The organism is Mycobacterium sp. (genome assembly GCF_049647605.1).
Lineage (GTDB): Bacteria > Actinomycetota > Actinomycetes > Mycobacteriales > Mycobacteriaceae > Mycobacterium.
Genome location: NZ_JBARXZ010000148.1, coordinates 1 through 13,005, shown reverse-complemented (window position 1 = coordinate 13,005; position 13,005 = coordinate 1). Strand labels below are relative to the sequence as shown.

Sequence of the window (13,005 nt, the reverse complement as noted above, 5' to 3'; positions counted from 1 at the left end):
GTGCGGTGACACCGATCCGGGACGGGGCGGGTGGTCGAGTCGGTGGCGCCACAAAGGCGGGCCCGGCCCGTCTGGCACCCAGTCCCGCCCAGGGCAGCGATTCAGGCATCGGTGAGCTCCTTGTCAGACGAGTCTGGAGAACCAGCGCATCGAGAGGCCGGCGGCCACGATGCCGCAGGCCAGGGCAAGTGCGGCAACGGCCGGCGTGACCTCACGCCACTCGGTGCGCCAGCCGATCGACGATCCGATGTCGCGGTAGACGTCGCGCAGTTCGTCACCACTGGCCGCCGAGTAGGCGACACCACCGGTGGCATCGGCCAGTTCGGCCAGCGTCTCGGAATCGACGGGTACCGGGACCTGGAAACCTCCGCTGTCGAGGACACCGTCGGCGGTGCCGTAGGCGATCGTCGAGACCGGCACGCCGGCCGCCACCGCCGCCAGGGCGGCATCAGCGGTGCTGCGGCCGCTGGTGTTGCTGCCGTCCGAGAGCAGCACCACATGGGCGGGCAGCCGCTCGCGGCCGTCCGCCGGCAGTTCGGTGATGGCGATGATCTGTTCCAGTGAGGTGAAAACCCCCTCGCCGATCGCGGTGCGTGACTGGGTGGTCAGCACCTGCAGGCTCCCGGCCGCGGCCTCGTGATCGGTGTCGGGGGCGTGCAAGACGGACGTGGAGCCGGCGAAGGTGATCACTCCGACGTTGAAGGTGGCGGGCAGCTGCTCGATGAACTGGCCCGCCGCGGCGACGGCCGCCGTCAACCGATCCGGGCTGACATCGCGGGCCCGCATCGACTCCGAGGTGTCGAGGGCAACGATGATGGTCGCCCGCTCATACGGCACCCGAACCGCCATCTCAGGGCGCGCCACCGCCATCCCACACAAGGTCAGGGCAGCCAGCAGCAACGCTGCGGGCAGGTGTCGGCGCCATCGGGGACGATCTGGAATCACTTTGTCCAGCAATGGAAGTGCTGCATAGCGCACTGCGTACCGCACCCGGCGCCGCTGGGTCAGTAGATAGGTGAGAGCCAGTAACACAACCGGTATCAGCATCAGCAGACCGATCGGGAACCGGAACGTCATGAACACTGCGACTTCACCGCCGCGATCCGACCCGGAACCGGGCCGACCGTCGCATCGTGCGCTGTCGTTCCCGCAGGAACCTGGCGAGATCTCGAATCCAGTCCCGTCCGGTACTGGCGCGCAGGTGGTCGGCACCGCTGGAGACGATCGCGGCGGCGACAGCGTCCCGGTGCTGTGCTGCCGCGTCATGGTAACGGCGCCGAAGCCGGCGATCCGAGGTCCAGACGTGGCGCTGGCGCCCGGATTCCGGGTCGACAAACGTCACGGCACCGATATCGGGCAGGTTCAGCTCGCGCGGGTCGAGGATCTCGATCACGATCACGTCGTGCCTGGCCGACAGGCGCCGCAGCGGGGACTGCCAGTCGAACGGCGCCTCGCTGACGCCACCGGGATCAAGGAAGTCCGACACCACCACCCGTAAGCCGGGTCCACCGCGCCGGGAGCTCACCGCGGTGACCGCCTCCGCCAGACTGGGCGAGCCGGCACCGGAACGCGCCACCGCCGCCACCAATGACTGCGCCGCCCGCACCCCGGCCAATCGCGACCGGTCCGGCCGGTGCCACACCATTCCGCCGGGACCGAATGTCGCCACGCCCATGGTGTTTCCGGGTGCATCGGTGAGCAGACCGAGCGCTCCGACGATCCGGGCCGCCAGTTCGGTTTTCTCGTCGGCGCTCTGGTCATAGGAGGCGGTTCCGAACGCCATGCTGGGTGTCCGGTCCACCAGCACCCAGGTGTCGAGCCGGTTGTCGGCACGCGGTCGCCAGACGTGCGGGTCCAGCGACCGGGCTGTGATGTTCCAGTCGATGCGGCGCACATCGTCACCGGGCTGGTAGCGGGCCACCTCTTCGCGGTCTGCGCCAACCCCGAGGCGCATCCCCTCGAGGTCGCCCGGCAGCAGGCTGTCCACCCGGCGCCGCACCCCGAGATCGAGCGCCCGCCACGGTCCCGCGCTCACGACACCACCTCGGCGAGCTCGTGGTCGTTCGGCGCGATGACTGGGGGTGGCACACAGTCGAGCACCGAGGCGATCACCGCCCGCGGCTCGACCCCGTCGGCCACCGCGTCGAAGGTCAAAACCAGACGGTGCGCCAAGACGTCGGCGGCGATATCGGCGACGTCACCGGGCAGCACGTAATCGCGCCCGCGCAGCACCGCCAGTGCCCGACCGGCCGCCAACAGCGCCAGAGATCCGCGCGGTCCGATTCCGTACTCGAGAAGCTCGCCGATTCCGGCGACGCCGTACTCGGCGGGCTCGCGGGTGGCCATCACCAACCTGACGATGTAGTGCGCCACGGCGTGATGCACAAAGACCTCGGAGGTGGTGCGCTGCAGCCGCAGAACGTCGTCGGGTGTCAGCAGCCGTCGCGCCGTCGGTGGCGTGGATCCCATCCGCGACAGGATGGTCAGCTCCTCGAGTTCACTCGGATGGGTCAGGTCGATCTTCAGCAGGAAACGGTCCCGCTGAGCTTCCGGCAGGTGGTAGACGCCGTCGGTCTCGATCGGATTCTGGGTGGCCAGCACCAGGAACGGTTGCGGCAACCCAAATGTGCGCCCACCGATACTGACCTGACGCTCGGCCATCGCCTCCAGCAGCGCCGACTGCACCTTGGCCGGGGCCCGGTTGATCTCGTCGGCGAGCACCAGATTGGCGAAGATGGGTCCCAGTTCGATGTCGAAAGCCTCGGTCGAAGGCCGCCACACGCGGGTCCCCAGGATGTCGGCGGGCATCAGATCCGGAGTGAACTGCAGCCGGTGAAACGTTCCCCCCACCACTGCCGCCACGGTCCGCACCGCAAGCGTCTTGGCCAGTCCGGGAACGCCCTCGAGCAATACGTGCCCGCCGGCGAGCAGACCCACCAGCAACCGCTCCAGCATTGAGTCCTGGCCGACGACAACGTGTTTCATTTCGAAGAGGGCCCGCTCGACAAGGGCTCCCGCGCTGTGTGCCGACGTGTGTTCGTCGTGGTTGGCGTTTGCGCTCATGCCACCACCTCACCAGCGAGACCCGAAAACCTCGGGAAACACCGGCGAAAGCGCAGCGAAAGCCGGGTCGACCAGGACCGGTGAGCCCACTACCCTCGGCTGCCATGCGGGTACTGATCGTCGAGGACGAAGAGGGCTTGGTCAGTGCGCTCCGCGTCGGTCTGCGGCGGGAGGGGTATGCGGTCGACGCCGCCCTCACCGAAGCCGAGGCCACCGAGCGGCTGGCGGTCAACACCTATGACGTCGCCCTGATCGATGTCAACCTGCCCGACGGCGACGGACTGGAGCTGGCCCGGCGGCTGCGCGCCGGTGAAGTCGATTCCCCGGCCGGCCGGGACGTCCGCATCGTGATGCTCACCGCACTCGGCACCCTGGCCGACCGGGTCCGTGGCCTCGATGCCGGCGCCGACGACTACATCGTCAAACCGTTTGCGCTGGCGGAATTGACGGCACGGCTGCGGGCGGTGCTGCGCCGCGAGGTGTCCGGCGGCTCCTCGGTGCTGCGTCTCGGCGACATCACCGTCGACACCGCCCGCCAGATCGTGCGCCGCGGCAGCCGGGAGGTCGACCTCACCCTGAAGGAATTCTCGGTGCTGCGCTATCTGTTGACCCGACCCGATCACGTGGTGTCGGCTGAACAGATCCTCGAACACGTGTGGGACGAGAACGCCGATCCGTTCACCCAGACGGTGCGGGTCACCGTGGGCACCCTGCGCCGCAAGCTGACCGTCGACGGCGAGCAGCAGGTGCTGCACACCCTGGTGGGCCGCGGCTATCGACTGCGCACCCCGGCCTGATGCGCACCATCCGCGTGCGGCTGGCGCTCACCACATCGCTGTGGCTGTCCGTCATCTCCGCGGTGATCCTGGCCGGGGTCTACCTCGCCCTGTCGCACACCATCGATGCCGCACCGCTGGATCCGGTGACGGTCAAGAAGTTCGACCGCAATCCGGACGGGACCATGGTCTATCGGGTGGGTGAGAGTTTCCAGGCCGCGGACCTGGAAGGTGTTCAGCGCGCAGTGAACCACTCCACCCTCGAGACCTTGGGCAACTATTCGCTATTGGCGTTGGGTGCGATTTTTCTCATCAGCCTGGTCGTGGGCTGGTTTGTCGCCGGCCGGCTGCTCCGTCCGGTGGGTGAGATCACCCGCACCGCACATCGCCTTTCCGCAAGCGATCTTTCGCAGCGGATCAACGCCACCGGCCCCAAGGACGAGCTGCGCACCCTGGCCGACACCATCGACGGCATGCTGGACCGACTCGACGAGGCGTTCCGCACCGAACGTGCTCTGGTCGAGGATGTCTCGCACGAACTGCGCAACCCGGTGGCGGTGATCCAGGCGAACGTCGAGGCGGTGCTGGCCGATGATCGGGCCACCGCCGAGGAACGCGCCAACGCGCTGGCGGTGATCTCCCGGGCCACCACCCGGATGTCTCGGTTGCTGGAAGATCTGCTGGCCACCGCACGGCGGCGTTCCGGTTCGTTCTCCGACCAGCAGGTGGACCTGGCGACCTTCGCCGCCGACGTCGTCGACGAACACCGGCTGCTGGCCGGGGAGCGGCCGCTGCAGGTGCGGACGCGGCTGGCGGCCGGGCCCGTGGTGTACGCCGACCCGGAATCGCTGGCCCGGGCACTGGCCAATCTGTTGTCGAACTCGATCCGATTGGCGCCCAAGGATTCCGAGCTTTTCATTGCCAGCGGTAGCACGCAGGGCTGGGCCTGGCTGGCGGTGCGCGACCAGGGGCCCGGAATCGCCGAGGAAGACCGGCAACGGGTGTTCGACCGGTTCCGGAGAGCCGAGAGCACCGCGGAGACGAGACGCCGCCGCGGGTCCGGGCTCGGATTGGCCATCGCCCGCCAGATCGTCGAGAGCCATGAAGGCAAGTTGACATTGTTCAGCACCGCCGGCGCCGGCAGCACATTCGTGATCTGGCTGCCCGACCGCGCCATCGCCGAACGTCCCGAACGCAGCACTTCCCCACCGGCGCGCTGCCCGCTGTGAACTAGCCGTCCTCGTCCTCCACCGGCTTCCGCGGCGGAGGCGCCGGCAGCACCGTGAGGAGTTCCTCTTCGAGGGCGGCGCGCACCGAACCCGCATCCCCGGCCGGCGGCAGCACGATCCCGAACGCATCGATCACCGAGGATCCCAGTGTGGTGACCTTCGCCCACACGATGTCCACGCCGGCATGTTCGAAGACGGCGGTCAGCGTCGCCAGCAGACCCGCACGATCGGTGGCCCGGATCTCCACCGTCACCGTCTGCGTGCCACCCTCGGATCTCGGCCCGTCGTACCACAGCAGCCGCGGCGGCGCCGCCGGCGGATTCACCGGAACCGCCGCCCGCACCTCCCCCACGCGCCCCGGCGCCGACGCGCCCTCGTGTTCCTTCTGTGCCAGCTTGCCCACCACGTCGAGGTCTCCGTCAAGGGCCAGGATCAGTTGCTGCCGCAGCAGCTCCGCGGCCGGTGGCGAACCGAAATGAGGTGAGACCACAAAGGTGTTGATCGCGGCCCCCTGGTGACTGTTCACCGACGCCGAATAGACACGCAACGAGTTGAGTGCCAGCACCCCGGCGGCTTTGGACAGCAACCCCCGGCTGTCGGGAGCGATGACCGTCACCCGGTAGGTGTGGGCGCTCTCCCCCATCGTCAGATCCACGTGTACTCCGACCTCGGTGGCGAGTTCGAGGTAGCGCGGATCGATCGGATCGGCATGCGGCAGCGCCTCTCCCGCCATCACCAACCGGCATCGCCGTACCAGATCGCCGATCAGCGAGGCCTTCCAATCACCCCACACCCCTGGTCCGGTGGCCAGTGCATCGGCCTCGGCCAACGCATGCAACAGCTCCAGTAGCACCGAATCGCCGCCCAGGGCGGCCACCACCGAGGCGATGACATCCGGGTTCTGCAGATCCTTACGGGTGGCCGTCTCCGGCAGCAGCAGGTGATAGCGCACGACCGCCGAGAGGGTTTCGACGTCCGAGGGCCACAATCCCAGCCTGGTGCCGATCTGGGTCGCCAGTTCGGCACCGATGATGCTGTGGTCACCACCGCGCCCCTTGCCGATGTCGTGCACCAGTGCACCGAGCACCAGCAGATCGGGGCGCGCCACCCACGTGGTCAAAGCACTTGCCCGAGCGACGGTCTCGATGAGGTGCCGATCGACGGTCCAGATGTGCACGACGTCACGCGGCGGCAGGTCGCGCACCGCCCCCCACTCCGGGAACAGCCGGCCCCACAGGCCGGTCCGATCGAGTGCTTCCACCGTGGCGACCGCGGCGGGACCGGCGGCCAGCAACACCAGCAGGTCCTTGAGCGCCTGGGACGGCCACGGCATCCGCAGCTCCGGGGCCGAATCGGCCAACCGCGCCAAGGTGGACACCGACATCGGCAGGCCCGTGGTCGCCGAGGCCGCCGCGACCCGCAGGATCAGTCCTGGGTCACGTTCGGGTCGGGCGTCCCTGGCCAGGATCACCTCACCGTTGAATTCGACCACACCTTCGTCGAGCGGACGCCGAACTGGACGACGGAGAGCAGCAAAACCCCTGCGCGGCAGAGCATTTCCTGCAGTACGCAGACCTGCGTCGACGTAGTAGCTGATGGTCCGGGCCGCATCGGAGAGCATCCTGGCCAAGTCGAAACGATCACCGATCCGCAGCGCCGCACCGATTTCGTCGGCGTGCTGAGCCAGCAACTGGTCGCGGCCCCGGTGCGAAGCCCGATGCAATTCGGTGCGCACGTTTAGCAGAGCCAGATGTGCGCCACCCAGTGATCCGGTGGGTGAAGCCATCGACTGGCTCGGATGGACATCGGCGAGCTGGGCGATCGCCAGCGCGTTGAGCAGTTGCACGTCGCGCAGCCCACCCCGGCCGCATTTGAGGTCCGGCTCGGCGCGATGGGCGATCTGCCCGCTGCGTTGCCACCGGGCCTGGGCATGCTCGACGAGTTCCGGAAAGCGCGCCGCGATTCCCGTCCGCCACTGCCGACGTGCGCCGTCGATCAACAGCGCCGACAGTGCGGCGTCGCCGGCGATGTGTCGCGCCTCCAGCATCGCCAGGCCCGCCGAGATGTCCTCGCTGGCCACCTTGAGCGCCTCAGGTACCGTCCGGACACTGTGGTCCAGCCGAATATTGGCGTCCCACAACGGATACCACAGATGCTCGGCAACCCGGGACACCTCTTCGGTCGACATGTTGTCATGCACCAAGGTCAGATCCAGGTCCGAATACGGCACCATCTCACCGCGGCCGAGCCCACCGGTGGCCACGATGGCGAAGCCACTGGTGGCGGTCACCCCGATTTCGTTGGCTTTGGTGGTGAGCCAGAACTCATGCAAGTCCAGAAGCGCGTCTCGCAACGCTGCCGAGTCGAGTTGTTTTGTGCCGCTGCTCAACAGCTGCTGTACAGCCTTGGAGAGATCATTAGCCGGGCGGGGAGCCCCGGCGAGCGGCTCTGGGGACGAGCCCGCCGCCGGGCCTTCCTTGCGGAAAGCACCGGCGGCGGGATCTGGTGTCTGCTTCATCACGTCCTTCGACTCATTCGGTTACCGACAGACGTTCGCTTGGTACCCGACCGGAGAGGACGTCGCTGAAGTTGTTGCGACTCAGAGGGCGTCGGTCCCTCGTTCGCCGGTGCGGACCCGAACCACGGTCTCGACCGGGCTGACCCACACTTTGCCGTCACCGATCTTGCCGGTACGAGCGGCCTGCACGATGACGTCAACCACCTTGTCCACGGCGGCGTCGTCGACAACCACCTCAACACGCACCTTGGGAACGAAGTCGACGGAGTACTCCGCTCCGCGGTAGACCTCGGTGTGCCCCTTCTGGCGGCCGTAACCCTGCACTTCGCTGACGGTCATCCCGAGGATACCCGTCTGCTCCAGGCCGGTCTTGACGTCTTCCAGGGTGAACGGCTTGACAATCGCGGTGATCAGCTTCATCAGTCAATAATCCCTTCAAGAACTCTCTCGTCCAGCGGTTGTGACATCTTTTTCCTTGTCTTAGGCGACTTCGTACGCGGTCTCGGCGTGCTCGGCCTCGTCGATTCCCGTGGCCTCGTCCTCTTCCGAAACCCGCCATCCCAGCGGCTTGAGCGCAAGAGCGATCAGGAGAGTGACCACCGCGGTGTAGGCCACGGCCACGAACGCGATGACAAACTGGACGACCAGCTGCTGGATACCGCCGCCGTAGAACAGGCCGGTGTCGGTCGCCAGGAAGCCGATGCCGATCGTGCCCCAGAACCCGGCAACAAAGTGGACACCAACAACATCGAGCGAGTCGTCGTAACCGAACTTGTACTTCAGCCCCACCGCAAGCGCGGACAGCACGCCGGCGACCGCGCCCAGGATGAGAGAGCCGACGGGGCTCAGCGATCCCGCTGCGGGGGTGATGGCCACCAGGCCTGCCACGATGCCGGAGGCAGCACCGAGGCTGGTGGGCTTCCCGTCGCGGATCTTCTCGGTGACCAGCCAGCCCGCGATGGCCGCAGCAGTGGCAGCAGTGGTGTTGACCCAGGCCAGACCGGCCGAACCATCGGCCGCGAACGCCGAACCACCGTTGAAGCCGAACCAGCCGAACCACAGCAGCGCGGCACCCAGCATGACAAACGGCAGGTTGTGCGGACGCGAGGCGATCTTGCCGAACCCGGCGCGCTTGCCGATGACGATGGCGAGCACCAATGCGGCGATACCGGCGTTGATGTGCACCACGGTGCCACCGGCGAAGTCGATCGGTGGCACATTCGCCTCTTCAGCGACCGAGTCGTAGCCGAAGATCCAGGACGCAAAACTCGACTCGGCACCGGAGAGCAGGCCACCACCCCAAACCATGTGCGCCAGTGGGAAGTACACCAAGGTCACCCAGACACCACTGAACAACAGCCAGGTGCCGTACTTGACGCGTTCAGCGAGCGCGCCGCTGATCAGTGCCACCGTGATGATCGCGAAGGTGACCTGGAAACCGACATCGATGATGTTGGGATATCCCGCGGCACCGACGATGTAGTTGCCATCGGCATCGGTGATGGAGTCCTTCAGACCGAAGAACTCGAATGGATTGTTGAAAATGCCCGCCACACTCTGCGTGCCGTAGGACATCGACCAACCCCACAGAACATAAATGATGGTCACGACGCTGATCGCGCCGAAACTCATCATCATCATGTTCAGGACGGACTTCTGACGCGACATGCCGCCGTAAAAGAAGGCCAGACCCGGTGTCATCAAGAGCACCAGAGATGCTGACATCAGCATCCAGGCAGCGTTCCCAGAGTTGGCCAATAATTCCTCGGGACTCACGTATACCTCCTCCATGTGCGACTGACTGCCGCGACGTCAGGAGACAGCCTCGATTGAAGTTGTTTCGCAGATAGGACGCTCGTGTTTCACTCACGTGAACTGCCGCCAAGAGGGCCGATATTTGCCATTCCGACCCCACCAAAGTGCCATTCCGGAGGTTGCTGGCACCTCCGGAACGTGTCTCACCCCAACAGCGCGTCGACAAACGCACCGGGTTCGAACGGGGCCAAATCATCTGGGCCTTCACCCAATCCCACCAGTTTCACCGGCACACCGAGCTCCTGCTGTACGCGGAACACGATGCCGCCCTTGGCGGTACCGTCCAGCTTGGTGAGCACCACGCCGGTGATCTCGACCACATCGGCAAACACCCGCGCCTGAGCCAGCCCGTTCTGACCGATCGTCGCATCGAGGACCAGCAGCACCTCGTCCACCGCCGCGCGCTTGCTGACCACCCGCTTGACCTTGCCGAGTTCATCCATCAGGCCGACTTTGTTGTGCAACCGTCCGGCCGTGTCGATGACCACCACGTCGGCGCCGCTGGCGATGCCCTTGTCGACCGCGTCGAAAGCCACCGCGGCGGGGTCGGCGCCCTCGGGACCGCGAACAACCTCGGCCCCCACCCGGGAAGCCCAGGTTTGCAGCTGGTCGGCGGCAGCGGCCCGGAAGGTGTCGGCGGCACCGAGCACGACCCGGCGACCGTCAGCCACCAGCACCCGCGCCAGCTTGCCGACGGTGGTGGTTTTCCCGGTGCCGTTGACCCCGACGACCAGCAGCACCGACGGCGCGTCGGCGTGCGGCAGCGCCCGAATCGAGCGATCGAACTCGGGATGCAGCTGGGCCATCAGGGCCTCCCGCAGCACCCGGCGGGCATCGGCGTCGGTGCGCACCCCACTGGAAGCCAGCTTGTCGCGCAGCGCGGCCATGACCGACGCGGTGACCACCGGGCCCAGGTCGGCGATCAACAGGGTGTCTTCGACTTCCTCCCACGAATCCTCGTCCAGATCGCCGCCACCCAGCAGTCCCAACACGCTGCGCCCGAGTGCGTTCTGCGATTTCGACAGCCGGCCGCGCAGCCGATTGAGCCGGCCTTCGGCAGGATCGATGGTGTCCAGCACCGGTGCGCTGGGTTCGGGTTCCGGCGCGGGCTCGGGTTCCGGCGCGGGTTCGGGCTCCGGCTCGGCGACCGGTTCCGGGACCGGAGCGGCCTCGACTACAGGTTCAGGTTCGGGTTCGGGTTCGGCGGCAACCTCGGGTTCAGCCGCAACCTCGGGTTCGGGAAGCGCCACATCGGCGATCGGCCGCCTAGGGGCGTCGCGCGGGATAGTGGCATCATCACCGACAGCCGGCAACCCGTCGGTGTCGATCCGTTCCGGTGGGGCAATCCTCTCCGGAGCGGCCGGCGGCGCCGACTGGCTGAAGGTGATACCCGACGATGCGGTGTACCCACCAGATCGATCGATGGGTGTGTCCGGGTCGGGGGCCGACGACAGACTGATGCGTCGCTTCCGGTAGCGCACCAGTCCGACCACAAGCGCAGTGACGAGCAGAACGGCGACGACCGCGATTGCGATCCACAAACCTTCAGACACGGAGCCATTCTTTCAAAGGGACCAACCGGTGAAGATCCGCCCCGACGCGACGACCTCCCGCAAGCTGCGGCACATCGACGTCTGCCTGGCCGAAGCCGTGGAGTACACCGATGTCACCACCGGTTTCGAAGCGTTCCGGCTGCCCTACAACGCACTGACCCAGACCAGTCTGGCCGCGGTGGACCCCAGCATCGAGTTCCTGGGGGCCACGCTGCGGGCCCCCGTCCTCATCGGCGCCATGACCGGTGGCGCCGAACTGTCCGCCACCATCAACCGCAACCTCGCGGCCGCTGCTGCGCAGCTCGGTGTGGCGATCATGCTGGGTTCACAGCGCATCATGCTCGACGACGAGGCGGCTGCGGCCAGCTTCGAGGTCCGCGACGTCGCCCCGGACGTCCTGCTCATCGGCAACATCGGGCTGGCGCAGCTGAGGCCGACATCGGCGCCCCGGCTGGCCCGGGTGCTGGCCCGGGTGGGTGCCGATGCGCTGGCGGTGCACACCAACCCGCTGCAGGAGGCGATGCAGGCCGGCGGCGACACCGACTTCACCGGCACATTGCAGCAGTTGTCGGACCTCACCCTCGAGTTGGACTACCCGATCCTGGTCAAAGAGGTCGGGCACGGGATCGGCGCGGCAGCGGCCCGGCAGCTACGCGGCCTGCGGATCGCGGCCGTCGATGTCGCCGGAGCCGGCGGCACCTCCTGGTCCCGGGTGGAGCAGCTGGTCCGCTACGGCGAGGTCCGCCACCCCGCACTGGCCGAATGGGGTATTCCCACCGCAATCGCCCTGCAGGAGACGGTGGCGGAACTGCCCGGGGTGCCGGTGATCGCCTCGGGTGGTATCCGGACCGGGATGGACGCCGCCAAAGCCCTGGCGCTGGGCGCCACAGCCGTCGCGGTGGCGCGGCCCCTACTGGCCCCGGCCGTCGAGTCGGCCGATGCCGTGGCGGACTGGCTGGGCGGGTTCATCGATGAGCTGGCGATCTGCATGCACGGCTGCGATGCCCCCGATGTGGCGACGCTACGCGCCCGGGGTGTCAGCGCCCTCTGACCCCGTTGGGCTCGCGTCTTTGGTTGCTGTGCTCCGGCCCGCCTTGACCAGCTCTTGACCCCGCATCCGCTGCGAGATCACCTGGGTGATGCCATCCCCCTGCATGGTGACGCCATAGAGCGCGTCGGCGATCTCCATCGTCGGCTTCTGGTGGGTGATCACGATCAGCTGCGATTTCTCCCGCAACTGCTCGAACAACCCGAGGAGTCGACGCAGGTTCACGTCGTCGAGGGCGGCTTCCACCTCGTCCATCACATAGAACGGCGACGGCCTGGCCCGGAAGATCGCCACCAGCATCGCCACGGCCGTCAGCGACTTCTCACCGCCGGACAGCAGCGAGAGCCGTTTGACCTTCTTGCCGGGCGGCCGGGCCTCCACCTCGACACCGGTGGTGAGCATGTCGCTGGGGTCGGTGAGCAGCAACCGGCCCTCACCGCCGGGGAACAACGACGAGAAAACCTGCCCGAATTCGCGTTCGACATCGGCGTAGGCATCGGCGAACACCTGCAGGATGCGGGCGTCGACGTCCTCCACCACGTCCAGCAGGTCTTTGCGGGCAGCCTTGACGTCCTCGAGTTGCGTCGACAAGAAGTTGTAGCGCTCCTCCAGCGCCGCAAACTCCTCCAACGCCAGCGGATTGACCCGGCCGAGTTCGGAGAGTTCACGTTCGGCACGCTTGGCGCGCCGTTCCTGGGTGGGCCGGTCGAACGGCATCGGCGCCGGCGCGCTGACCTGGTCGCCACGCTCGCGAGCCTGCTCGTACTCGGCCATTTCCAACTCCGACGGCGGCAGCCCGATATGCGGCCCGTATTCGGCCACCAGATCGCCGACAGCCATCCCGAACTGCTCCAGCACCATCTGTTCGAGCTGCTCGATCCGCATCGCCGCCTGCGCCTTGGCCACCTCGTCACGGTGCAGTGAGTCGGTGAGGGTGGTGATGCGGTTCTTGAGTGTGTCGACCTCTTCGCGGGCCGCGCTCATCGCGGTGGCCCGCTGTTGC

Annotated in this window: 11 protein-coding genes; 3 read left to right on the top strand and 8 right to left on the bottom strand. The window is 67.2% G+C overall.

Annotation, left to right across the window (positions count from 1 at the left end):
* Positions 1-123: 123 nt before the first annotated feature.
* Genes WBB07_RS18775 through WBB07_RS18765 form a run of 3 tightly spaced genes read right to left on the bottom strand, consistent with a single transcriptional unit; the run spans position 124 to position 3,063 of the window.
* Entirely contained in the window at positions 124-1,077 is a 954-nt protein-coding gene (locus WBB07_RS18775; RefSeq protein WP_526309900.1) for a vWA domain-containing protein, read from the bottom strand.
* A 13-nt stretch (positions 1,078-1,090) separates the two neighbouring features.
* Positions 1,091-2,035 carry a DUF58 domain-containing protein gene (locus WBB07_RS18770; protein WP_526309899.1) on the bottom strand — a complete coding sequence of 315 codons (945 nt, stop codon included), beginning with the start codon at positions 2,033-2,035 and terminating at the stop codon, positions 1,091-1,093.
* Entirely contained in the window at positions 2,032-3,063 is a 1,032-nt protein-coding gene (locus WBB07_RS18765) for an AAA family ATPase (RefSeq protein WP_526309898.1), read from the bottom strand. The genes WBB07_RS18770 and WBB07_RS18765 overlap by 4 nt, the downstream gene beginning before the upstream one ends.
* Positions 3,064-3,167: 104 nt before the next feature.
* On the opposite strand from WBB07_RS18765, the gene WBB07_RS18760 reads away from it, so the two are divergent.
* A complete protein-coding gene (locus WBB07_RS18760) occupies positions 3,168-3,860 on the top strand; it encodes a response regulator transcription factor (protein WP_526309897.1) in 693 nt (230 codons plus the stop codon).
* The gene (locus tag WBB07_RS18755) at positions 3,860-5,068 is read left to right on the top strand and encodes a sensor histidine kinase (RefSeq protein ID WP_526309896.1); all 1,209 of its coding nucleotides are present in this window, start codon (positions 3,860-3,862) and stop codon (positions 5,066-5,068) included. Before WBB07_RS18760 ends, WBB07_RS18755 begins: the two co-directional genes overlap by 1 nt.
* 1 nt (position 5,069) lies before the next feature.
* On the opposite strand, the gene WBB07_RS18750 is transcribed toward WBB07_RS18755, so the two are convergent.
* From WBB07_RS18750 to ftsY, 4 genes are all read right to left on the bottom strand, one after another.
* Positions 5,070-7,586 carry a [protein-PII] uridylyltransferase gene (locus WBB07_RS18750; protein WP_526309895.1) on the bottom strand — a complete coding sequence of 839 codons (2,517 nt, stop codon included), beginning with the start codon at positions 7,584-7,586 and terminating at the stop codon, positions 5,070-5,072.
* An 81-nt stretch (positions 7,587-7,667) separates the two neighbouring features.
* Complete coding sequence (locus WBB07_RS18745; RefSeq protein ID WP_526309894.1) at positions 7,668-8,006, bottom strand: P-II family nitrogen regulator; 339 nt, start codon at positions 8,004-8,006, stop codon at positions 7,668-7,670.
* Positions 8,007-8,066: 60 nt separating this feature from the next.
* Positions 8,067-9,377 carry an ammonium transporter gene (locus WBB07_RS18740; RefSeq protein WP_526309893.1) on the bottom strand — a complete coding sequence of 437 codons (1,311 nt, stop codon included), beginning with the start codon at positions 9,375-9,377 and terminating at the stop codon, positions 8,067-8,069.
* A 167-nt stretch (positions 9,378-9,544) separates the two neighbouring features.
* The gene (ftsY, locus tag WBB07_RS18735) at positions 9,545-10,954 is read right to left on the bottom strand and encodes a signal recognition particle-docking protein FtsY (RefSeq protein ID WP_526309892.1); all 1,410 of its coding nucleotides are present in this window, start codon (positions 10,952-10,954) and stop codon (positions 9,545-9,547) included.
* Positions 10,955-10,988: 34 nt separating this feature from the next.
* Between ftsY and fni the strand changes: the two genes are divergently transcribed.
* Complete coding sequence (fni, locus tag WBB07_RS18730; protein WP_526309901.1) at positions 10,989-12,005, top strand: type 2 isopentenyl-diphosphate Delta-isomerase; 1,017 nt, start codon at positions 10,989-10,991, stop codon at positions 12,003-12,005.
* On the opposite strand, the gene WBB07_RS18725 is transcribed toward fni, so the two are convergent.
* The coding region (locus WBB07_RS18725; RefSeq protein WP_526309891.1) for an AAA family ATPase at positions 11,976-13,005 on the bottom strand (1,030 nt) is incomplete at its 5' end. The genes fni and WBB07_RS18725 overlap by 30 nt on opposite strands.